The 22,803-nt window shown below is 52.7% G+C and carries 23 protein-coding genes and 2 pseudogenes; 10 read left to right on the forward strand and 15 right to left on the reverse strand.

Annotation, left to right across the window (positions count from 1 at the left end; translation table 11 throughout):
- Positions 1–90 precede the first annotated feature (90 nt).
- The 5 genes from BN1125_RS02890 to BN1125_RS02910 all read right to left on the reverse strand — a co-directional run bounded on the left by BN1125_RS02890 (position 91) and on the right by BN1125_RS02910 (position 4,998).
- The gene (locus BN1125_RS02890) at positions 91–1,092 is read right to left on the reverse strand and encodes a DUF2860 family protein (RefSeq protein ID WP_244268454.1); all 1,002 of its coding nucleotides are present in this window, start codon (positions 1,090–1,092) and stop codon (positions 91–93) included.
- 314 nt (positions 1,093–1,406) lie between these two features.
- Positions 1,407–2,885, reverse strand: coding sequence for a carboxypeptidase M32 (locus tag BN1125_RS02895; RefSeq protein WP_042010591.1), 1,479 nt, complete (start codon positions 2,883–2,885; stop codon positions 1,407–1,409).
- A 138-nt stretch (positions 2,886–3,023) separates the two neighbouring features.
- The gene (smrA, locus tag BN1125_RS02900; RefSeq protein WP_042010592.1) at positions 3,024–3,605 is read right to left on the reverse strand and encodes a DNA endonuclease SmrA; all 582 of its coding nucleotides are present in this window, start codon (positions 3,603–3,605) and stop codon (positions 3,024–3,026) included.
- Between the two features lie 189 nt (positions 3,606–3,794).
- The gene (locus tag BN1125_RS02905; protein WP_005338733.1) at positions 3,795–3,974 is read right to left on the reverse strand and encodes a DUF3149 domain-containing protein; all 180 of its coding nucleotides are present in this window, start codon (positions 3,972–3,974) and stop codon (positions 3,795–3,797) included.
- 121 nt (positions 3,975–4,095) lie between these two features.
- A complete protein-coding gene (locus tag BN1125_RS02910) occupies positions 4,096–4,998 on the reverse strand; it encodes a TraB/GumN family protein (RefSeq protein ID WP_042010593.1) in 903 nt (300 codons plus the stop codon).
- An 88-nt stretch (positions 4,999–5,086) separates the two neighbouring features.
- Between BN1125_RS02910 and BN1125_RS02915 the strand changes: the two genes are divergently transcribed.
- Entirely contained in the window at positions 5,087–5,419 is a 333-nt protein-coding gene (locus BN1125_RS02915; protein ID WP_042010594.1) for a DUF1904 family protein, read from the forward strand.
- Between the two features lie 92 nt (positions 5,420–5,511).
- Here BN1125_RS02915 and BN1125_RS02920 read toward each other — a convergent pair whose 3' ends face one another.
- From BN1125_RS02920 to BN1125_RS02940, 5 genes are all read right to left on the reverse strand, one after another.
- On the reverse strand, positions 5,512–6,339 hold the full coding sequence (locus tag BN1125_RS02920; RefSeq protein WP_042010595.1) for an SDR family oxidoreductase: 828 nt from the start codon (positions 6,337–6,339) through the stop codon (positions 5,512–5,514).
- Between the two features lie 141 nt (positions 6,340–6,480).
- The gene (locus BN1125_RS02925; RefSeq protein ID WP_042010596.1) at positions 6,481–7,893 is read right to left on the reverse strand and encodes an OprD family outer membrane porin; all 1,413 of its coding nucleotides are present in this window, start codon (positions 7,891–7,893) and stop codon (positions 6,481–6,483) included.
- A gap of 503 nt (positions 7,894–8,396) precedes the next feature.
- Positions 8,397–10,334, reverse strand: a complete 1,938-nt coding sequence (locus tag BN1125_RS02930) for a methyl-accepting chemotaxis protein (protein WP_042010597.1) — start codon at positions 10,332–10,334, stop codon at positions 8,397–8,399.
- A 105-nt stretch (positions 10,335–10,439) separates the two neighbouring features.
- Positions 10,440–11,324, reverse strand: a complete 885-nt coding sequence (locus BN1125_RS02935; protein WP_042010598.1) for a DMT family transporter — start codon at positions 11,322–11,324, stop codon at positions 10,440–10,442.
- Positions 11,325–11,864: 540 nt separating this feature from the next.
- Positions 11,865–12,128: a hypothetical protein gene (locus BN1125_RS02940; RefSeq protein WP_052446031.1), complete on the reverse strand. Its 264-nt coding sequence runs from the start codon at positions 12,126–12,128 to the stop codon at positions 11,865–11,867.
- Between the two features lie 47 nt (positions 12,129–12,175).
- On the opposite strand from BN1125_RS02940, the pseudogene BN1125_RS18845 reads away from it, so the two are divergent.
- Positions 12,176–12,445, forward strand: a pseudogene (locus BN1125_RS18845) (hypothetical protein); the annotation flags it as partial.
- Positions 12,446–12,460: 15 nt separating this feature from the next.
- Here BN1125_RS18845 and BN1125_RS02950 read toward each other — a convergent pair.
- Positions 12,461–13,027: a hypothetical protein gene (locus BN1125_RS02950; protein WP_042010600.1), complete on the reverse strand. Its 567-nt coding sequence runs from the start codon at positions 13,025–13,027 to the stop codon at positions 12,461–12,463.
- Between the two features lie 118 nt (positions 13,028–13,145).
- Between BN1125_RS02950 and BN1125_RS18310 the strand changes: the two genes are divergently transcribed.
- The 4 genes and pseudogenes from BN1125_RS18310 (at position 13,146) to BN1125_RS02960 (ending at position 15,530) form a co-directional block, all read left to right on the forward strand.
- Positions 13,146–13,352: a helix-turn-helix domain-containing protein gene (locus BN1125_RS18310; RefSeq protein ID WP_005895552.1), complete on the forward strand. Its 207-nt coding sequence runs from the start codon at positions 13,146–13,148 to the stop codon at positions 13,350–13,352.
- 401 nt (positions 13,353–13,753) lie between these two features.
- Positions 13,754–13,987: pseudogene (locus tag BN1125_RS19455) on the forward strand (DUF4172 domain-containing protein); the annotation flags it as partial.
- A gap of 66 nt (positions 13,988–14,053) precedes the next feature.
- A complete protein-coding gene (locus tag BN1125_RS02955; protein WP_223290132.1) occupies positions 14,054–14,893 on the forward strand; it encodes a Fic family protein in 840 nt (279 codons plus the stop codon).
- 286 nt (positions 14,894–15,179) lie between these two features.
- The gene (locus BN1125_RS02960; RefSeq protein ID WP_042010601.1) at positions 15,180–15,530 is read left to right on the forward strand and encodes an NIPSNAP family protein; all 351 of its coding nucleotides are present in this window, start codon (positions 15,180–15,182) and stop codon (positions 15,528–15,530) included.
- Positions 15,531–15,960: 430 nt separating this feature from the next.
- On the opposite strand, the gene BN1125_RS02970 is transcribed toward BN1125_RS02960, so the two are convergent.
- The 4 genes from BN1125_RS02970 to BN1125_RS18850 all read right to left on the reverse strand — a co-directional run bounded on the left by BN1125_RS02970 (position 15,961) and on the right by BN1125_RS18850 (position 17,595).
- A complete protein-coding gene (locus BN1125_RS02970; protein ID WP_042010603.1) occupies positions 15,961–16,368 on the reverse strand; it encodes an H-NS family histone-like protein in 408 nt (135 codons plus the stop codon).
- 354 nt (positions 16,369–16,722) lie between these two features.
- Positions 16,723–17,022 carry a hypothetical protein gene (locus BN1125_RS02975; RefSeq protein WP_042010604.1) on the reverse strand — a complete coding sequence of 100 codons (300 nt, stop codon included), beginning with the start codon at positions 17,020–17,022 and terminating at the stop codon, positions 16,723–16,725.
- A gap of 114 nt (positions 17,023–17,136) precedes the next feature.
- Entirely contained in the window at positions 17,137–17,328 is a 192-nt protein-coding gene (locus BN1125_RS02980; protein WP_042010605.1) for a hypothetical protein, read from the reverse strand.
- A 15-nt stretch (positions 17,329–17,343) separates the two neighbouring features.
- Positions 17,344–17,595 (reverse strand): hypothetical protein, encoded by a 252-nt coding sequence (locus BN1125_RS18850; RefSeq protein ID WP_125602553.1) that lies wholly within the window; start codon positions 17,593–17,595, stop codon positions 17,344–17,346.
- Positions 17,596–17,804: 209 nt separating this feature from the next.
- Here BN1125_RS18850 and BN1125_RS02985 point away from each other — a divergent pair, with 209 nt between their 5' ends.
- From BN1125_RS02985 to BN1125_RS18320, 4 genes are all read left to right on the forward strand, one after another.
- Positions 17,805–18,248 (forward strand): antitoxin Xre/MbcA/ParS toxin-binding domain-containing protein, encoded by a 444-nt coding sequence (locus BN1125_RS02985; protein WP_042010740.1) that lies wholly within the window; start codon positions 17,805–17,807, stop codon positions 18,246–18,248.
- Between the two features lie 673 nt (positions 18,249–18,921).
- The gene (locus BN1125_RS02990) at positions 18,922–20,412 is read left to right on the forward strand and encodes a SulP family inorganic anion transporter (protein ID WP_042010606.1); all 1,491 of its coding nucleotides are present in this window, start codon (positions 18,922–18,924) and stop codon (positions 20,410–20,412) included.
- 19 nt (positions 20,413–20,431) lie between these two features.
- On the forward strand, positions 20,432–21,277 hold the full coding sequence (locus BN1125_RS02995) for a universal stress protein (protein WP_042010607.1): 846 nt from the start codon (positions 20,432–20,434) through the stop codon (positions 21,275–21,277).
- A gap of 538 nt (positions 21,278–21,815) precedes the next feature.
- The gene (locus BN1125_RS18320; RefSeq protein ID WP_084202240.1) at positions 21,816–22,775 is read left to right on the forward strand and encodes a sensor domain-containing diguanylate cyclase; all 960 of its coding nucleotides are present in this window, start codon (positions 21,816–21,818) and stop codon (positions 22,773–22,775) included.
- The last annotated feature ends 28 nt before the right edge of the window (positions 22,776–22,803 follow it).

Below are 22,803 nucleotides of genomic sequence, written 5' to 3' on the forward strand. Positions count from 1 at the left end.
GCGGCGAACAAAAATAGACATGCTACTCTTTCTGCCATGAAACTCGCTTAGTTTTATATTAAAACTAAGCGAGTAAATCTCATTTTTACATTAGAATCGGTACATTAAACTGGTCCCGAAGCTACTAACATAAGCATCATAGAAATCGATATCAGAATCGCTCTTACTATAAGATGCACTTACTAAACCACTCAGGCTATGCACACCAAATAGATTATGCCAGAAAAAGGTGGTATTTAAACCAAACTCGTTAGAGTCAGCCTCTTTACCATAAATTGGATTGGTAGCATCATAGCTTATTTTGCCACCAAACGCATTGGTTACCAATGACCACTGGCTACCAGTAACAGCATAAGACAGTTGGACAATTGTCTTATCATAGCTCATTGCCTTACCATCGAAATCACCATTGGTGAAAGTGAGCTCAGGGCGAATAACATGGTTTGGTGCTATTAACCAATCATATGATAGAGCAAATTCTTGAGTGTCACCGTTACGATCCAGTTTATCGCGCTCATTATCAGTTAATTGAGTTAGACTTGCTCCACTTCGCTCTTTATCCAAATCAAATTTTCGAACAGTATAGGCGGCATTGAAGTTAGAATTCCAAATCTGGTCCCAAGTTATACGGGCACCGCCGGATTTCATGTCTGTTTCTTTTCGGTTGCCGGATTTATACGGGTCAGACCATGTTTCCGTGGCCATCAGTGGGAAAACATAGCCTAGTGATACAATTCCCTTATCACTTATCTGTTGGCGTACGCCAAGCTGTTGAGTGAAGTCAAAACGCACGGCGTCTTGAATTAAGTTCCCCAAAAATAACTGTGTGCCGCTGTTCGCAAATGTATAACGTAGATCCACACCAAATAGTGGAATCGCTGAGGAGTGGCTATCAGGTGATTTGTTTAGACCATTGTGGCTGGAGTTATCGTCATTTGGTCCCTTGAACATATTGGACTCATACTCCATAGCCCCAACGCCAGCCATCGCGAAACCCGAGAAGCCAGACTCCTTTGGAATCTTGATAATCTCGGCTTGTGCCGAGCAGGCTCCCATGGTGGTTAAAAGAAATAACGACAACTTGTTCATCATCTTAGTATCCTCTGAAACATGGTGCTTATAACACTTGTCTAGTGTGCATTGTTAAGTTCATTGTTATCAATATTTTTATCTAAAAACGCATCGAGAAGCGCAGCTCGTCCCCGTCAGGTCCACGCCCCCCATGGACGCGGTATAGTATTGCCGGGCACGGAAGTGGACAGAGCCCGGCTTTGTGGTGCCCACAGCCTTCGAGTCTAGGGCAATATGCTGCAACTGCGCGAGTTGATGTGTTTGGCTGGCCCCTTAGTGACTGTGTCGTGATCAACTAAAAATGGCCCCGCTTTGCTGTTAACTTGTTGAACTCATTACTTAAGGTAGCGCTGTTCCAGATGCTGGCGCAGCCAGTGCGGGTTGAGCGCTTCACCGGTGGCACGGCGCACCAGCTCGTCGGTGCTGTGCAGGCTCCCCTGTGACCAGATGTGGCGACCAAGCCAGCCGAAGATCTCTGGCAGGCGGCCCGCCGCGATCACCTCACCCATGCTGCCCAGCTCTTTCTCGAGGGAAAAACGCAGCTGGGCGGCATACATGGCGCCCAAGGTATAGCTCGGGAAGTAGCCGAACGAACCGTCGGTCCAGTGAATATCCTGCATGCAGCCATTGCGGTAGTTGCCCTTGGTGGAGAGCCCCAGCCACTGCTGCATCTTGGCATCCCACAGCGCGGGGATGTCGGCCACCTCGATCTTCCCTTCCACCAGATCGCGTTCCAGCTCGTAGCGCAGGATAACGTGGGCCGGATAGGTCACCTCGTCAGCATCGACCCGGATAAAGTCCGGCTCGACCCGGCTATAGAGCTTGGCCAGATTGTCCGGCGCAAACGCCGCCTGCTCGCCAAAGTGGTGACGAATGCGTGGCGCCAGCAGTGCGAGGAAGGCCGGATGATGGCCCAGCTGCATCTCGCAAAACAGGCTCTGGCTCTCGTGAATGCCCATGGAGCGCGCTTCGGCTACCGGTTGACCGAGCAGATGGCGCGGCAGTCCCTGCTCGTAACGGGCGTGACCGGTCTCGTGCACTATGCCCATCAGGCTGGAGACAAACTCCTGCTCGTTATAGCGGGTAGTGATCCGCACGTCGGTCGGCACGCCGCCACAGAAGGGGTGACTGCTCACATCGAGGCGACCGTGGGCGAAATCAAAGCCGAGTAGCCCCATCACCTCCTGACCGAGCGCCTGCTGGGTGGGGATGGGGAAGGGGCCTTGCGGCAGCAGCAGGGCATCGCCCTTCTGTTGTTCGCTCACGGTCTGGATAAGATCCGGCAGCCAGCTGGCGAGATCGCCGAAGATCTGATCGAGCCGCGCGCTGGTCATGCCCGGCTCATAGAGGGCCAGCATGGCGTCGTAGGGGCGCACGCCAAGCGCATCGGCCCGCAGTTGCGCCACTTCACGGGAGAGTTTCACCACCTCCTTGAGATTGGGGGCAAAACCGGCCCAGTCGTTGTTCTTGCGCTGGCTGCGCCAGGCGTGCTCACACTTGCTGCCGGCCAGCGACAGTGCTTCGACCAGCTCACCGGGCAGCAGGCTGGCATCTTGCCACTGGCGCTTGATCTCGCCGAGGTTGGCGCGTTGCACTTCATCGAGCGGCTCACTCTCGGCCTTGGCAATCCAGTCGCCCAGCTCGGGAGCGGTGCGCTTCTGGTGGATCAGCAGACCGAGTTCGGCCATCGCTTCGGCGCGAGCACCGTTGCCCCCTTCCGGCATCATGGCGGCCTGATCCCAGCCGCAGATGGCGGCGAGGTGGCTAAAGCGGTGGATCTGTTGCTGATGTTGTTCAAGCTTTTGATATGACATGGGATTGTCCTTGTTATCGTCCCTGATGGTATGCCGCCCCGTACCTGGCATGATCGGGTCCGTTCGATGCTAACACCGCCGCAGCATCGTTGACCACCTTCACGCATGCGGGCCAAAGGCGTAGTGGCGAGAGGCGGGTTAGCCGAGCCGCTTCTGGTGCCGTTCGCGGTTTTCCGCTTTTTTCCGTTCGCTTTTGCGCAGCAGCACGTAGAGGGCGCCACTGCCGCCGTGGCGACGCTCGGCGCTGTGGATGGCCATGACGGCAGGCAGTTGCGGCAACCAGGTGCTGACATAGCTTTTCAGCAGGGCGCGCGGGGTGCTGCGCTCTCCCTTGCCGTGCAGGATCAGCAGGCAGCGGATATCCCGGACTTCACAATCCGCAATGAACTGCACCAGCGTCTGGCGCGCTTCGTTGAGGGTTTTCTGGTGCAAGTCCAGACTTGCCTGCAGCTCGTATTTGCCGAGCCGCAGCTTCTTGTAGACCCCCTCCTGCACCCCATCGCGCTTGAAGCCGACGATTTCGTGCGGATCGCGCATCTCGATGGCCTCCATGGTGAGGTGGTCGAGGGCGAGTTGCTGCGCGGTGGCAGCCTGACGGCGAGCGAGTTGCGCCTCGGTCGGGGCGGATTTGGCCGCATGGGGATGGATGTTGTCGCTGCGAATGGGCCGCACGTCGGCCACTTCATTCATAAATAGCGAGAGTTCGTCGTTATGAGACACGGCAGGCTCCCCATAAGAAAAAGTGGGGGCCATTATAACGGCCGCAACCGGCACAGAAAACGGGGAAAGGGGGAGGGGATAAGAGGGGGGCAATGTATGGGCACTGGTGCAGACTGGCCCGGGAATCACAGTCGCGAACCATAAAACAACACAGGCGGTCAGTGTGAACTGCCGCCTGTGGTCAGAGGATTATTTTCCCTCTTTGGGTTGTTGAGAATGGGGTTGCTGTGAATGAGGCGGTTGCGAGTGCATTACCTTGTAGATGAAGTAGGCCGCGTAAGAGCTGATGAGCAAGAAGGTGCCGATAATCACCAGCATCGACATCAATCCCACGCTGTTGCCAAACATCAGGTCCAGCCAAAAGTCCATTTTATTGCTCCTGTCACCCGGTTGATGACAGGCATGATAAATACCTCTTTGCCCCGTCCGGGATGATCCCGATCAACTCCGTTGCAGGTTATTTAATCACCAGCGCGATCTGTGATCGTTCTTACTGGAATCCTTGCGACTGAGCTTGCACCGGGCCCGGGGTAGTGAGCAGGGTAATGCGCCACCCTTGCTGCTCCAGCAACGCCAGCAACCCCTGTTCGCCGTAAAGGTGCAGGGCGCCTACCACGATAAAGCTCTCGTTGGGCAGGGTGGACCATTTCTTCAGCCAGTTGTGGTTGCGCTCGGCCAGCAGGGTCTGCTCCATCCAGCTTTGTAGCGCAGGCGGGGCCATCTCCTCCTTGAGCAGATTGATCAGCGTCGCCTCATCTCCCTGCTGCCACGCCTTCATCACGGCGGCGAAACCACTCTCCAGCATCGGTAGCTCATCCAGGGTGCTGGCGAGCATCAGAGTCTGGTTGTCCCCCACGCTGGCCAGATAGCCCAACTGCTCCAGCAGGGTTTCAAAGCCCATCACCGGTTTGCCCTCTTTGGCGGCCCGGGTGGCAAAGTGCTGGTCTACCCCGAGTTCACTCTTGAAGTCGGAGCGTGCCATGGCGGCCTGGGTCAGGGTAATGGCGGCAAACCAGGGGTGCAGGGTGGCGAGGGTCGTCTCGTCGATGCCATAGCGGGCGCCCGCCATCAGGGTGCGTTGATAGAGCTCGGCTGGCAGATGATCCTTGAGCGGTTTGCCATCCACCAGTCGGGTGAGGGAGCCGGTTTGTTGCCACTGATCCGGCGTGATGCTGTTCATGTCCACCTCCATCACCAGTGCGCGGCTCTGCAGCCAGGCACGCTCCACCGGTTCGGGCAGAGGATAAAGGGATGGCTTGCCCGCATGGATGGAGCCCAGCAGCCAGTGTTGCTGGTTGCCCTTGCTCACCCGATAGAACGCGGGATCGGCAAAGGCGTGCAGCGGTAGCAGCAGGCAGAGCAGGAAGGCAAAGAGGGTGCGATGAAATCTCATGGGGATCCTTAATATGCGCCGGGTGACTTCTCTTGCTGACAATAACTCCTATGATAAGTCCTCATTTCAGATAACCAAGAGGTTTGCCATGCCCCATCTTCGTTTTCGCGCCGTGACGCTCGATACCCTGCAACAGGTGAGCGGCCCGCTGCTGGCCGAGCTCTGCGAGCTGACCGGCGGCAAGCCGGAGTTTGTCACCATGGAGCGGGTGGAGAGCTGCTGGATCCGCAATGGCGAGCCAGAGGCGGGTTTTCCGTTTGTCGAGCTGCACTGGTTCGAACGGCCACAGGAGATGCAGGACGCGGCCGCGCGCCTTATCACGCGCCATCTGAAACAGCTGCTGGGGGATCAGACCTATGTGGTGGTGCAAGTGATCCCCATGGTCAAGAGTGCCTACTACAGCAATGGCGAGCACTACTGAAGAGAGGGATAAGCAAGGTTGGTTGGGGCGGGTGATGCCGCTATACAGCTAACCCAACTCGGGCGGCATGATACTTGTCGCCAATCACAGGATCAGGCCGATTTGGCCAGCAGTTTATCGAGCCAGCGAGTGGGCAATACCCGTCGCAAGAAGGCAAAAAGCCGGGTCGGAGTGGTCACCGGATAGCGGGCTTTGGGATGGGCGTGGGTCAGTGCATGGAGCAGGGGCGGGATACAGGCTTCGCTGGAGAGGGTAAAGCCGCTGGTGGCCCCCTCTTTTTCCAGCCGCGTCAGGGTCTGGCGGTAGGCCGACTGATGACGGCTCTGGGCCGGATCGATGTGACGCAAGAAGGCGCTGCGGGCATTGGCACGAAAACGGGTATCGATGGGGCCCGGTTCGATCAGGCTGATATGTACCCCGCTGCCTGCCAGTTCGAGGCGCAGGGTATCGCTATAGCCTTCCAGCGCAAATTTGCTGGCGTTGTAGGCGCCACGATACTTCATGGCAACCAGCCCCAGCACCGAGCTGTTCTGCACTATCCGGCCCTCTTTGGCCGCCAGCATTGGCGGCAGCACCTGACGGATCAGATGGTGCCAGCCAAACAGGTTGGTATTGAATTGCTCCCTGAGCGCCTCGGTGGGCAGATCTTCCAGCGCCCCGGGCTGGCCATAAGCACCATTGTTGAACAGACCATAGAGGCGCCCACCCGCCAGATGGAGCGCCGCACTGGCACCCAGCTCGATGGAGGCGGGGTCCGCGAGATCCAGTTGTACTGCCAGCAATCCATGTTGCTGCAAACGGGTCACATCTTCCGCCTTGCGCGCCGAGGCGATCACGGTAAAACCGTGCTGCCCGAGTGCCTGGGCGGCGGCGAGGCCAATACCGCTGGAACAACCGGTGATCAGAACAAAACGGGGCATGTGGCGTCCTTAGTAACTGCTGACAGAAGTGTGTGGGCAGGTGAGTGGATAAAACCCTTATCCGGCTCGCATGGTAGCCCGCCAACCGGAAAAAAGAAAACCGGGCCAAATGGCCCGGTTTGCTGACATCGTATTGCCTGATTACATGATGGTAAACGGCATGATGATGTGGAACTTGACGTCATGTTCGGAAGTGAACATGTTCGGATATGCCCAGCTACCAAGCTCATCTTGCTTGTTGTTATAGTCGGTGTAATGCAGCTTGAACAAGGTGCCTTTAAGTTTACCGTCTTGTACTGTGTACATGACATCGAAGTTGACGGCCCACTCTTCACCACCAGTCAGGTTATTGGAACCGTAAGTGTATTCCGCATCCCAACCATAGGCACCTGAGACACCAACAGCCCAGCCTGGCGCGCCGACCAAATCATCCAGAGAACGCGTGACACCGGCAAACACAGCTTTTTCGTTATCAGCGTTCCAGTCAGAGCGAGAGTCCCACCAAATTTCGTTAGCACCCTGGGAATTGCCGTAACCGCGGGTCAGACGTGGCAAGTAGTTACCCAGCTCACCATCGGCTCTGGTGTAAGTGCCTTCCAGTCGATAACTGTATGGGCCATGGCCTGCGGCAAAAGTAATGGCATGATATTGCGCCAAACCGTCATAGTCATTGTTGTCGGTGTTCGAGCCATAAAATTGATAGCTGGAGTTGAGGCCACCTAGTACATCAAACTTATGGGCAATCTTGGCGTGGTAGCTATCCATGTAGCCTTCAGACTGGCCAAAAGAACCTGTGATGGCCGTGCCATTATCGAAGGTATAACGCGCACCAAAACCATGGATGTAATCAATGCTGTTACCATGTTTAAAGGCATCTTTCCCTGCATACATCGTTTGCTTGGAGAACCCAGCAGTATCCTTATACCATGGTGCTTTATACTCGTCAGCATAGGCATAAGTCAGATATACGTTACCAAAGTTACCTTCCAATTGGCCACCACGGTAGGTGCCTGGTTGATAGGACCAGTTAACGCCGAGCATACCTGGTACATAGAGTTGGGTGTAACCGCCTTTCGCGGTCACGGCACCATCAAGAAACTTCAGTTTTAATGCAGCGTTGCTTAGGCTGGCTCCACCTTCGGCCTTGCCATCCATTTTTCCGCCCCATTTTGTACCAATGAAAGTAAATTCGTTTTCCTCATTGACGGGATTAGTCTCATCAGAGCTCAAGTCATAGGCGGTGAAACCACCGATATCGATACCCACGACATCCCACAAATAGCCAGAGTTGTAGTTGAGAGCAAGTTGGGTTGTACCATGATCCAAATTAGAGTGATATTTGCCGTCGCCGTCAGGACCACCTTCAAGGCGAGTACGGTCACGCTGGAAATAGAAGAGACCACCGGTCAACTTCCCATCATTGATAAAGGTTTCATAAGCCTCACCATACTCTTGGCTCATCATATCCTGTGCTGCCAACGCCATACCGGGGGCGACCAGCGCAGCTACTACAGCGGCACTCAACGCGGCGCGCTTGAAAATCACTTTTTCCATTTTTATTGCTCCTGATTTTATGGACTTAGCATTTTTTCCGGCAGCTGGCTTCGGGCCTACCGCTCGGTATTGGCATTGCAATCAAAACCCCGAAGGGCAAAAAATCGTGTCTTTGGTTATCTGCAAACCCGGATGTCTTGGCACACCTCGTCGTTGGCAGTCCTGATCATCACATGTTGTTTTTTTATGTTCCGATACTTGGCTATCGGACAACGTCAAGAGTACGTTCGCGGTGCGAAATATCAATGAAAAGTTCCCCCAACGTTTCAAAAGTATGACCGAGTGCAAATAATCATGGGCAAGGTCGTAAACAGCCTCATGGCAGGTATCACGGCAATGAGAGCGTTTTCATGAGGCAGTGGCCTGCGCCAGTGGGGTTTTCATCCGGTATGGGTGAAGAGGGTGCAGTTAACCTGTCGGCAATATATAATTTTGTGCTACAAAAAAACTTTCCCTCTGGTTGAGGGAAAGTGATCTGATGGGGATGTGGGGGCGAATAGGGGTCAGCCTTGCTGGCCGAGGATGCGGGGGATCTGCTGCGCCTGATGGTGAATATGGGATGAGACCTGAACCGATAGCTGACTCACCTGACGGGCATGCTGATGGATACGGGTGATCAGATCGGCAAAACTGGCCAGCTTGTGTTCCTGACTTTTGGCGTTGTCGGCGCCCTGCAGGGCAATCACTGCGGTGTTGCGGGCGATCTCCCGCACCGCCTGGGTGGTCTGGCGCAGTTGCTCCGCCTGCGCCCGCTGGCGGCTTGACTCGCGGGTGATCCGGTTCAGTACAGTGCCAAGCTGTTCACCGGATTGGGTCAGACGCCCCAAAATATCGGTGATCTGGTTGAGGGATTGCTGGGTATTGGCCGAGAGGTGGCGCACTTCATCGGCAACCACGGCAAAGCCGCGCCCCTGCTCCCCTGCGCGGGCCGCTTCGATGGCGGCGTTGAGGGCCAGCAAGTTGGTCTGCTGAGCGATATGACCGATCACATCGACAATGGCCGTCACATCGGCAACCGAGCGGGTGAGGGCTTGCAGTGCCTCATCGCTCTCGTCAATCGCCAGTCCTGTCTGATGAGTGGCGTGCAGCATGCTCCCCACCAGATCTTCGCTCTGGCTCATCGCCTGTTCGTTATGGTGGGCATGCTGGGCGATGTCGGCGGCGACCTGATGGACCTCTCCGGCCAGCTGGTTCAGCTCATCCATCATCTGACCGCTCTCGTCGACCACCTGTTCGGTGGTGCGGGTGCTGTGGTGGATCTCGTCAACCTGACTGACCATCCCTTGCAGACTGAGGGATACCGCTGACAGCTGCCCCTCTTTTTGCTGTTGGTCCAGTTGCAGACGACCGATCAGCCGATTGTAGCTGGCAACAATATCGGCCAGCTCGTTGCGATCGCGCCCGGTAGGCAACGGCTCGGCCTGCCCCGTCTGATCGAGTTGCATAAAAGCTCCACGCAGTCGCAACAAGGGGGTGAGCAGCCAACGTCGTTGCACCAGCGCAAACAGCAGGGCGACTATCACCAGACAGAGCGCCAGCGTGCCGAGGATGGTGGCCAGCTCCTGATTGACGGCTTGCCGTTCGCGGGCTAGTTGTTCCCCCATCTGTCTGGTCGCTTGCAACATGGCCATGATGTCTTGCTGCACGGTCTGGCGGCCAGCCTGTTGCTGTTGTAGCGCCGTGCGGCTGTTGGCCAGCTCCTGCGGATAGCGGCCCAGCAGCGAGCGTAATTCGCTGCGCGGTTGATCTCCCAGCTCCTTGCGTACCGGCTCCCCCAGCGTGAATTCATCGGCGGGCGCCTCTTCATACAGGCCGAGCAGCGGCAAGGCTTGCAGCGCTTGCGCCTGTTTTTGCAGTGCCTCCAGCTCAAAGCGGATCCCTTCGAGCAGCTTTTCATTGCCCTGCTCCATATAGCTTTGGCGCAAATGGGCGAGGCGCGGCAGGCCAGCCAGGATCTCGGCCGCACCGCGGCGATATTGCTGTGCTGCGGCAGATTGTTCTGTGCTGGCGCCTTGCTCCCCATAGCGGATCAGCGCCATGGCTTGGCTGCCCAGCTCACTCTCCGCATTTTGCAGCAGCAGCTGGCTGTTGCCCGAGAGCTTGCCTGCGGCCTGATAGTCGTGCGCGATGCGCTGCGCCATCTGTTCGAGTTGCTGTCTGAGCGGGGCCGCCACGGCATCATCCTGAGCGGCCAGTGAGGAGAGTGCTTGCTGGCGGATCTTCTCCGCAGCGGTCAGTTGCTGTGGATCGCCGCTGTTGAGGTAGTCACGCAGGCTGTTTTGCAGGGTCACCGTCACCAGTTGTTGCAGCGTCTCGTGCTGATGCTGGGCCTGATTGGTGCGGGCAAGCTGTTGCCAGCCGTGGTAGAGGGCCAGCGCCTGTCCTCCCGCAACCAGTAACAAAACAAGGGAGGATAGGGTGGCGTAATGGGCGATTTTCACGGGGTAATTCCTGTCAGCACAGACCATGGGGGAGCGTGGCCAGAGCCTAAACAGGGATGATGGCGTTTTTATGACAGCACGGTCAGGTAGCCCTATCTTGCCGGCTTAACTGGCTCGGGATACCTGAGCGCTGTTGCGTTGGCCCAGCATACCGAGCAGGGCGCCTCCCATAATAAGTGCACCGGCCAGCAGATGGCGCGAGGTCAGCGCTTCTCCATTGAGCAACACCAGCAGCAAGGTGCTCAGCAGCGGTGTCAGGTAGGCAAGGGCACCGATCCGGCGTGGATCGCCGTCTCGCAGTGCCAGATACCAGGTCACAAAGGCCGCCCCCATGGGGCCCAGCGCCAGCCCGATGATGAGGCTCCAGTCACTGGTGGGGATCTGCGCGAGTGGCAGGGGCCCCTCCAGCAGACGGGCGAGCAGCAGCGCCAGCAAACCTGCGGGCAGGCAGGCTGCCGCAGTGACCACGGCAGGTGCCGGTGGCAGACGGCGTGACAGCACCGAATAGGCCCCCCAGACGACAGCCGCGCCCAGTGCCAGCAGGTATCCCGGCAGATAGGTCTGTTGCAGTTGCAGCTCGCCATTGACCATCACCAGCATGGAGCCCGCCAGACCAAAGGCGCCAGCCAGCAGATGACGGGCATGGAGTGGATGGCCGGGCAACAACAGCGGGGTGAACAGAATGATGCAGAGCGGCCAGAGGTAGTTGATGAGGTTGGCCTCCAGCACCGGGGCATGGCGAAAACTCATAAAGAGCAGCAGATGGTAGAGCAGCAATGCCGTAACCGTCACCAGCCAGGTAATGGGGCGAGCGCGCCATTGGCGCCAAAACGGCAAGGCCCCGACCCCGCAGAAAAACAGCACCAGCCCGACCAGCACCAGTGGTGACACGCTGGTGACCCGTGACGTCAGCGCCGCCAGTGAGGCCCACAGCACAATGGTCAGCAAGGCAAAACCGGTGGATCTATCCCAACAGGAACAAATGGGCATCCAACACTCCTTTGCAAGATGAAGCAACAGGCTTTGCCGCGGGGTTCAGCCAAAGAGAGGCAGTTTATCAGACAGGACAGATACCGCATGTCGCGTGAATACAATTGCTTGTGACCCGGTGAGGAGTTGAATGGAGCAAAAAGAGTGCTGCCGGACCTTGTACTCGTCGCCAAAGAGATGAGTGAATGCGAAAAGGTGATGATGGGTGGCGTCCCAGGCAGGATTCGAACCATTATGTACTATAGGTGATGGTTTTTACTGTGTGTGTCTTTGCTAACCACTTAAAAATCAGTGGTTTGATTTCGTGCTAAGATGCTGGGTTCTATTGCACTAAGTGCGCATGGTGGTGCGAACCGCAGAAGTATACACTTCTAATCGCTATGCCAATGAGCTGACGATAAAGCCTTACAACTAAGAGATGCGGCGGGCTGTTTGGGTTTATGCATTATTGTATGCCTACTAGCGTCAGGCCACCGTAGTGTGTGGCCTGACTTTACAGGTCATCTGGATTGGCTGCATTTTACCTTCTTTCTAGCGGCCTTAACCCAACGTCCTCATCACCTCCTCCACGGCTGCCAACCGTCCTCGTAAGGACTGAAATTTCTGACTGGTGTGCCTGAGCACACTATCAATGGTTGCCACTAGCGCGGGGAAATCTGCTCGTAGCTCATTGTATTCGGCGAACGTGGCCTGATATTCCTGAATTTCAAATCGATTAGATTTCGCCTTGGCCTCCAATTCTTCCAATCCCTTTCGCACCTCATCCTTCACTTCCACGACAGGCGTTTGCTCGACCTGAGTCACTGGAACCTGTGGGCCAAGTAGATCCTCTCGAACGCCTGCTGGAGTAGGAGTTGGCTGGCGTATTGGTGGCGGGCCTGTATGCTGGCTACCGGTTTGTCTGCACGAGTCTGCGCCTGCTTTGCTGGGCCCATGTACTGCGCAACGTGGCTGTTATCGCCCAGAGTGGGGAGCGGTTTCGTCAACGCTTACTTTCGTTGGTTGAGACGACCAAGCGCTTGGGACGTTGCCCCCAAGAGTGACTGCATACCATTGTCCGAGCCCGCATCGAGAAAACGGATTACCCCATTCACTCCGAACTGTGTGCATCAATCCCCTGACGCTGAACGGTTACATCAAGAGGCGCTTCTAAACGCAATCAACCCCCTCAAAAGCCTCTCCACGGCCTCCAGCCTGCCCCGCAAATCGCGTTTCTCTGCAACGGTATTGTTGATGGCCCTTTCAATCGCTGGATCCAATATGGAGAAGTCCACTCTTAATTGCTGGTACTCAGCGAGCATTGAATCACATTCCTGCAACCCCTTACGGTAGTGCTGTGCTCTCGCGATCAGTCCTTCCAGGACGGATTCATACGTTTCCGACTTACGCTCCTTACCCGATTCCGTTACAAGCGCACAAGGCCCAATAAATTCCTCCTTGAAATGCACTTCATCGAACTTGGGAGTCCTGATGAAATGAGAAAAGCGCCTCCCATCATCAACTGTCTTCCTTTTTAGAAGTCCCTGATTTACGAGCTTGATCAGATGCCGATAAATGAAGGTATAACGCCGCTGACGTATCTGCGATTCTGCTTTGTCACCAAAAATGGCATTTACAAATCCTGTCGCAGTGAAGTCATCCATCTGCCATCGAATGAGTGCGGTGTAGAGCGCGGTTGGTAACCACACGGTCTGGGAGCTCATAAGTAATCCTGGGCCTCGAACGAAAACATTTAGTGGAAATCTAAACTCGGTTGCGGATTATAATCCGTGGTTGTTAGCCAGACAACCAGAGATAGTGCTCGCCAGCGAGAGGCGAGACATGCAAGAGCTAGCAAAAAAATTTGGTGATGCTGTACGTGATAGACGGCTTCAATTGGGCGTATCGCAAGATGCACTCGCATATGCGGCCGAAATTGATAGAAGCTACGTAGGACGAATTGAGCGTGGTGAGGTCAATGTCACCCTGGAAAAGGCTTATCGTCTTGCCAGGGTTATGGGGTGTGACATTCGCGATTTGCTGCCATAGATATATTTGCCAAATAATTATCTCTTAACCCAGATAAAACTAAATTTCCCTATAATTATTCACAGTGACGGCATAGTGAGTGCCTTCAGGCATATGAATAAGCAGACCAGACGGCATCTGCGTGTGCGTGGCTTCATGCAGCGCAAGCTGCAAGCTCACAAGAACCATTCGAAACGAAAACGAACTCCCGCCTTGTCTATCTACTGGTTGCTATAGCACCACACAGCAGCAATAAATCCAGTTTTTCGTCAGCTCCTGTCTGAGATTTTCAGCCTGTATCCCCATCCTCATTACCAGCTCTGCTGGTCTGCTGCATGTGTTATATTCGGCTCAAACATTGAGCCGAATGATGGGCTGGGTCGGCTCATTCTTGAGACCCTAGCATGTTGGATGAGGAAATAATGGAACCATTTTGGATTTGGCAACAAGCAGATTGGCCCCATTTTCGTTGGCGGGATAGCGAGATATTGCCCAGATTACGGCAGGTTCAACGCAGACAGGGAATTCTAATCGGTAGTCATTCCAGGTTGGGGAACCCCGACCAAACGTTGGACACGTTATTGGCTAACATCATCGCCTCGTCCGCTATCGAAGGCGAACGTCTCAATGCCCAATCCGTGCGATCTTCCCTGGCTAGGCGGTTAGGGAGCTCACAAACTCAGTCCTATCCAGTATCAGAGCGCTCAGAGGGGCTCGCGGCCATGATGCTGGATGCCATCGACAACCATGAACAACCACTGACAATTGAACGACTTTACCAATGGCATCGTTGGCTGTTCCCTGTCAACGAATGGTCGGTACAGCCAATGAACGTAGGGCAGTTGCGAGGAGATGAGCCGATGCTGGTTGTCTCTGGGCGTGTTGATCGCCCTACCGTGCATTTTGAGGCACCGCCCAGAGCCGCTCTGGACGATCAACTGGCCGAGTTCATCCCCTGGTTTAACCAGACTCAGCATGACCCCACGATGGATCCACTGCTTCGTGCGGCGATCTGCCATTTCTGGTTCGTGACGCTGCATCCCGTTGATGATGGCAATGGGCGGTTAGCGCGGGCACTGACCGACCTCGCGCTGTCACAGGCTGACAGCCACAGCATCCGGCTGTATGCCATGTCAGTTGCCATTCTAGAGCTGCGGGGTGACTACTATCGAGCGCTTGAGTCAGCGCAGAGGGGCTCGCTAGATATTACCTCCTGGATCTGTTGGTTCCTCGACACACTGGATTACTCCATAGAGCTGGCATTACAGGTTATTGATCGTTCTCTCGCCAAGACATTTTTCTGGTTGCGGCACTGTAATGACGATCTGAGTCCAGAGCAAACCAAAGTGCTGAATCGTTTACTGGATGGCGGCGAACAGGGTTTTGAAAATGGCATCAATGCAAGCCAGTATCAAAAAGTGGCCGGAGTAAGCAAAGCGACCGCTACACGCCATCTTGCGCAATTGGTGGATAAGGGGTGCATTGAGAAATTACCTGGTGGCGGACGCAATACACGCTATCAGATCCACTGGGGCCATATTGGCTCCACTGTGGGAGTCTGAAAAGACTCTATCTGTTAAATTGTTTGGACTCTCCCTGCGGGAGTTGTTTTAATTTGGTGGATTAGAGCCTCTATTGACGAACTAATAAAGCGCATAAATTAAATTTTGACGCCATGATGAGTGCCGTCAGGCATATGAGTGAGCAGATAAGATGGCATTCTCTTGGGTGTGGCCCCATGCAGCGCAAGCTGCGGTAATCCCTACGGGCATCTCACCTTTAAATGTATTTTTGAGAAGCCTCATGTACAGTATCCGTATCTATTTAAGTTGATATGAAGGATCTTTAATGAGAACGGTCGAGTTTCTCCAGTACACTTTACAGCCAAGTGCAGGTAATGGATTTCATCAGATCATGCGAAGTATCAGCGTTCCTTTGCATCAGGCCGCTGGAATTGATGTAGTCACTTATGGTCAGTCGCAACATGATCCAGACAGCTATGTTTTGGTTCGAGCTTTTGATAACCCTGAGCATAGGGAAAAATCTCTTGATGCCTTTTACCAAAGCGATAGTTGGCGCAAGGGCCCAAGAGAGAAAATTATTAACAGCATTGCTGTTAGTGTTATGTCTGTTGTGTCGATGGAGTCAACGACTATTGATGCTCTGCGTCAGACCTGCTACACCTCTATGTCTGACTAGGAATAATGACACATTCTGTTAGGCTGGTTCAGAAAGCAATAGCTCGGATTGCTTTGTAAGGTGCTGTCCGTATGAAACTGTTTAATCCATGATGGATTATAAAAACAACTAAATGTTGACGCCATGATGCGTACCATCTGGCATATGGACGAATAAACTTAGCCGACAGTCATTACTCTCAACAGACCTTTTGAGCGACAACAAAATATTTAGAACATCGGGATTAATTTCAGGAACATCACCTGCACTGCGATTTGAAAGCAATTTGGTCACAGCAATATGAACTCGCAGCTCTTCGGCATGCTCCTTGGCTCTCTGGACTACCTCGGATGATTCAGACTCGATGATATCCTCTAATGTCCTCCCCATACGGTGCTCCTACTACAGATAGAATTAAAGGCCCACGCCGAGCTGGCATGGGCTCTCAGCACTAGATCAAGAACTCTTCCAATGCTCGACCATTCGCAACAGCTTCTGCGATAGCCTTAGGCATGCGCCCCTGACCAGTCCAGGTCTTCTCCTGACCATCCTCGGTATACCTGTATTTTGCAGGGCGAGGAGCGCGTTTGGCTTTGGCTGAACCGTCAGCTTTCGCTGGAGCCACAGTACCAACCAGCTCGCTCGGATCGATGCCTGCTTGTTTCAGCATCTCGGTGAACTCGGCCAGCTTTTGCAGGCGCTCGGCAGATTCTTCTCTCAATTTGGTCTCTTGCTGCTCACGCTCAGCAAAAATCTCTTCAAATTTTTCTCTGATTTCGACCAGCTGCTCAAATGACAGCTCACGCAGTGCAGCTCGCAGGCTACGAATATTCATCAGTGTTTTCAAAAAGTCATTCATTTTTTAGCCTCATGTATCACATTTTTATATCAGGAAAATTATCTCTCAATACCAGCATCAGCTCCACTGTTTTTGGCACCAAGATGATTCGAAAAATAGCATTATTCAAAAGGACGTGAGCTAAATCGCGTCTGGATCTACCTAGGGCCATGGTGCCAATCTTCTATGAAACTGTGTAGCCAAAAACTTAATCTAGGTGGTAGTGAGCGTTGAGACCACCTCACCAGATGAGCCGATGAACGATCTTGATCGGCTCACGAAATGAGCCGATTGGAGAATATCATTGGCTCACAGAATGAGTCGATGATAGGAAATAGTTCTCTCCACACAACCTCGAATATAGGGGCATACTATTCAGATTATCTCCCTATTAGAATAATCACGCCCAAATGTATTTGGGTCTGCGGCCTCATAGTCATCGTCAAACATATGATCCCCGCGATGCATCTCCCTCATTGTTGCGAGTATACCGAAAAAACACATTTCACACAGATGCACCAGATAACGCTCACCATCGTGACGGGAACCATAGCCAAAATCCGCCGATAACGAGCCGTATTGATTGGTTCCAAAATTCGTTTTTGTACTACGACCACAGACATCACAGAGAATGTCAACGACCTGCTCTGTTGGCACAATTTCTTTTACGAGCATGCTAAGCTCCTTATTTAAGGCTTTATGAAAACTATAATATCTTCTGCTTTTGATGTGGGAGTAACCTGGGCTGGCTATTTATCACTGGCATAACCAGCATTGAACTCTCATTTGTTATTTTTGGATGTCTTTGCACTCAAATTTTGGAGGTGTTTTCCAACCTGTAACGCGCCCGCTGCGTTTGTTGACCCTTCGGTATTCATTACCCAACAGGATTTCCCATTCAGAGCCGTTCTCCGATAGAACCTGAAAAGTAGTCCCAAGCTCAATACCTATGCCAGGCTCAGTACAGATCAGCTCAGTCATCGACTCTCCTCGGTGCTAGGACATATCACCATTTTTTTCCGATTGTTCAAGAACGGAAGCCATCGCGTCTAGTGACCGAGCAAGGGCACGACACTCATCTGCGGACATTAAAGCGGATGTGAATGCGGCAGCATTCTCATTGTGAACATCCATTTCACTGACTCTGATGTAGCCACCATACGGGCTGGAATAGACGCTCACCTCTACTTGATGGAGTGGTGTTCCGATTGGTTTATCCAACTTTAAAACACTTGTATAAATAGGCATAGCCCCTATTCCTAATCGAACGCTTCGAAACTATAGAATATTGCTCGGGGTTGCTCATGATGTCCATCAATAAATCAAGACACCAACCTAGTTGGTTGGAAACCAAGTGTCGGCCCTGCAACATGTGCAAACTTTGTTGAGCACTGGGCACGACAGTGTGGGGGGAGATAGGGCATGATAAAGAGCCCATGCAGACAGAGGAATGTAACATGAGACCCGATGCAGTCCATAACCCGAACCTTAGAGCGACACTTCTTGACCCCTTGGGTGTTCCTCGTGAAGCACTGAGTGCTCACCTGTGGATTGTGGCTGGGGTTCCTACGGACATCATCCATCAGTTAGCTGCGCTCGTTAGAACTAATGTTGGTGTGATATGTAAGCTGGCTGGTATTAGCCAGAGCACTGTGACTCGCAGGCTCAAAGCAGATACCCCTCTATCAATATCACAAGGTGCCAGGGTGTATGGAGTAGTGCTCGCCCTTGATGCCGCTCTGTCCCTTCAGGAAAACGATGCCGTCATGGCATTGTCGTGGTTACACCGTCCTGCATGGGGCCTTGGTGGCGTAGCACCTGCCGATCTATTGACTACACCGATGGGTGTTCAGGCTGTTATCGAGCTTGTGGGGCGGATTGAACATGGGGTTTGCCAATAAGTAATCAGTCGGGGGCTGAGAGGATAAAACCAGCTCAATTGGTTAACATTCATCCAAACAGAATGATTTTCAAAATTTTTTCGCATCCCCCCACTTGAAAAATTCGGAAAACTGTCCATTTACTAATTATGAGAGCTTGAATTAAATTTCAGCGTTTGAACATTCCGCTGCTACGCAGCGAAGAGAGCCCAGTTTTACAACCCCTCACACGATTTTATTGAAAATAACATATGAAAGTCGCTTTTATAAACCAAGATTAATTGGATTGACATAATAAATTAATGCTCTGTCACTTGGTAATGGATTTAAAATTCATAAGCTGAGAGAGAATAGAAATCAGAAATATAACATCAGTGATGATGTGTGGTTATATTCGCCCCCTAGGGTGGAAAATTAAAAAAGTGTTTTGCAAAAATGAGAGCTCTATCTATACAAGCTCCTCTCTGCTATCATTTTCCGCCCATGAACAAATCGCATACTGGCGTGACTGTAACGCCGCCCTAACCCCTCCCTCTGCGGCTCCTGCCGCCTGACTCTGGTTGTCACAACCGGAGCGCTTTCTTACACCCATTAGATCCCAATACAACAATCTGATCCTGCCCGAACTCCATCTGACCCCCAAGCCGATGGGGGCGTTGTGCTATGGATCCTAAACAAGCGAGAAAATCTCCCCATGCTAGAACGTGCAAGACAAGAATGGTTCTCCAACATCCGTGGTGACCTGTTAGCCGGAATCGTGGTCGCCCTGGCGCTGATCCCAGAAGCCATCGCCTTCTCCATTATTGCTGGAGTAGACCCCAAAGTCGGCCTCTATGCCTCCTTCTGTATCGCCGTGGTCATAGCCTTTGTTGGCGGTCGTCCAGGCATGATCTCGGCAGCCACAGGCGCAATGGCACTCCTGATGGTGACCCTGGTCAAAGAGCATGGCCTGCAATATCTGCTGGCAGCAACCCTGCTCACTGGGGTACTCCAGATCGCAGCGGGTTACCTGAAACTGGGCAGCCTGATGCGGTTTGTCTCCCGCTCGGTGGTGACCGGCTTCGTCAATGCGCTGGCGATCCTCATCTTTATGGCCCAGTTGCCTGAGCTCACCAACGTCACCTGGCAGGTCTATGCCATGACAGCAGCTGGCCTTGGCATCATCTATCTGTTCCCGCTTATTCCGGTGGTTGGCAAGCTAGTGCCTTCTCCGCTGCTCTGCATCGTCATCCTGACGGCAGTCGCCATCACAATGGGGATCGATATCCGCACTGTAGGCGATATGGGCGAACTGCCCGATACCCTGCCCATCTTCCTGTGGCCCGAAGTGCCACTCAATCTGGAGACGCTGGCGATTATTTTCCCCTACTCCGCAGGTCTGGCTGTGGTCGGTCTGCTCGAATCCATGATGACGGCGGCCATTGTCGATGACCTGACTGATACCAGCAGCGACCGCAATCGCGAGTGCAAGGGCCAGGGGATCGCCAATATTGGTGCGGGCCTGATGGGTGGCATGGCGGGCTGCGCCATGATTGGTCAGTCCATCATCAACATCAAATCCGGTGGCCGTGGCCGCCTATCTACCTTTGTGGCTGGCACCCTGCTCATCCTGATGGTGGTCTTCATGGATGAGTGGATCCGCCAAATACCCATGGCGGCCCTGGTAGCCGTGATGATCATGGTCTCTATCGGCACGTTCTCTTGGGATTCACTGCGCAACCTCAAAAAGCACCCGCTCTCTACCAATATCGTGATGGCGGCAACAGTGGCTGTGGTCGTTGCTACCCATAACCTGGCGCTTGGGGTATTTGTCGGGGTACTGCTCGCCTCCCTGTTCTTCGCCAGCAAGGTCGCCCGCTTCATGCTAGTCAAGAGCGACAGCGAGCGTAAAGGTGAGGTACGCACCTATCTGGTACGGGGCCAGGTGTTCTTCGCCAGTGCCGAGCAGTTCTTTGCCGGATTCGACTTCAAGGAGGTGGTAGAGAAAGTGGTGATCGACCTCACCCACGCCCACTTCTGGGACATCACCGCTGTCACTGCGCTGGACAAGGTGGTCATCAAGTTCCGCCGTGAGGGCACCGAGGTTGAGCTGATTGGTTTGAACGAGGCGAGTGCCACTATCGTTGACCGCTTTGGTGTACACGACAAACCGGAAGAAGTTGAAAAGCTGCTGGCTGGACACTGATGACAAGAAGGAATTCATCATGACAAACATTTTTGCCTGTATCGATGGCTCCCCAGCCATGACAGCAGTGTGTGATACGGCGGCATGGGCCTCTGCCAATACGGGGTTACCCGTCACCTTGCTGCACGTATTGGAAAAAAACGAGTTTGAAGGACACAGCGATCTCTCCGGCAATATTGGTCTTGGCAGCCGCGAGCTTCTTCTCCAGGAGCTCGCCGAGCTGGATCATCAACGCAGCCGCCTCGCCCATGAGCAGGGACGGATGCTGCTCAACAGCGGTAAGGATTATCTTGCTGGCTTGGGGATGCCAGAGGTCGATACCCTGCAACGCCACGGCCAGTTGGTAGAGACAATCCTGGAACACTCATCCAACATGCGGATGTTGATCATGGGCAAACAGGGCTCGACCTATGCCCACGATCTGATTGGCAGCAATATCGAAAACGTCATCCGTACCCTAGCTAATCCCATCATGGTGGTGCAGCCGGGCTTTCAGGCCCCAAGCCGCTTCCTGTTTGCCTATGACGGCAGCCCGACTGCCAAGAAGGTGCTGGAGCTGATCGCAAGCAGCACCCTGCTCAAGGGACTTGAATGTGACTTGGTGATGGTCGCCGAGCCGAGTGAAGAGCGCGAGCGTCAGCTGGCACAAGCCAAACAGGTCTTGAAAAGTGCGGGCATCAGGGTTGAAGCAATGCTGCTGCAAGGAGAGGTGGTGTCATTGGTTTGCCAGCATGCTACCGATGTGGGCTGTGACCTTATCGTGATGGGGGCTTACAGTCACTCTCGGATCAGGCAGTTCATTGTGGGAAGTACGACAACAGGTATTTTAGAAGCAACGCAAGCATCAGTGTTGTTGTTACGTTAATGCCGTGTTCTAAATAATCTGTTTATGTAACAGCATCTACCTCTGATGAATCTTCATTCAGGGTCAGACTTAAAACCCTCAACCACCCAGTGCTGTAAGCTGAAGCACGGGACTTCAACCCACATCGCACAGTGGTGTGAACATCGGCTTGAAAAATAACTCTGACAATCAAAAATCATCCCAATACTTAAAGTTGGTGATTTTAACATATGAAAACTAGCCACTAAGAATAACAAGGCCAAATGCAAGCTGATATTTTTCTGGTTTTAGCCCTGTTACTCAAGGCTTTGCTACCCAAGTGCTGGAATGCCTAGCTTCAGGGCTGGGATTTCGGCAAGGTGTAGTGCTATGAGGGGCAGTTTTATGGACACACCGAGTAGAGCATCTATCACGTTAAAGTCCATTCGAAATCTAGCACATAAATTATCAAATCTTACGACTAAAATCAGTCATCTGTAATACCACACTCTATTTTTTTTCATTCAGAAGAGTGTCATACTACTACAGCTTCGAACCAAATATGAGAAAGGCCGCAAGGATGCAACCTATTCATGAAACCTCTGATAATTCTTTCCTTCGCTTAGATGCGTTGCGTCGTCTTCAAGCTCTTGATTCTCCAACAGAAGAGCGTTTTATGCGTATAACAAGAATGGCTCGTAATGTGTTTGACGTGCCTATCGCCCTAATTTCCTTCGAAAAAAATGAACACGAATGGGCCAAGCCTTGTTATGGTCTAAATATTCATGAGCACCTTCCTGATATTTCCTTTTGTAAAGATGGATTTATCCAAGAAAGAATGTTGGTTGTTGAGGATACGGCTAAAGATGCTCGTTATGCTGATAATCCCATGGTCATAGGGGAACCACATATTCGATTCTATGCTGGGCACTCATTAGTAATAACCGATGGACTACATATCGGCTCTTTGTGCATTATAGACCGTAAGCCAAGAATTTTTGGAGACAAAGATAGAGCTTTACTTGCCGACTTGGCATTAACTATTGAAAGCGAGTTACGTGCAGTGCAAATGGCCACAATAGATGAATTAACAGGAATAACTAATAGGCGAGGTTTTATTCTTCTGGCGGAGAGGTATTTGCAATATGCGTTTAGAACGAAAAGAAGTCTTTCATTATTGTTTATAGATTTGAATCATTTCAAATCTATAAACAATAGATTTGGTCATGATGTTGGAGATGATGCATTGTGCCAAGCTGCTCGCTTAATTAATCTTATATTTAGAAATGCGGATATCTGTGCTCGATTTGGCGGTGATGAATATGTGGTTTTACTCCCAGAAACAAACATTAACTACATTGAATCAATCAATAATCGAATAAATCAGATCTTTGATGAGTTCAATAAACATAGCGGTAAAGTATATACCCTTTCTTGTTCTATAGGCTTTGTGGAATATGATGCAACTACGCCACCAGATCTAAACTTGTTGCTCCGTTTGGCGGATGAGGCCATGTATCGCTGTAAGCAGAACTCATGACTAAGAATGCCTTCCGATGATCTTGGTT

Source organism: Aeromonas fluvialis, from assembly GCF_000819885.1.
GTDB lineage: Bacteria > Pseudomonadota > Gammaproteobacteria > Enterobacterales > Aeromonadaceae > Aeromonas > Aeromonas fluvialis.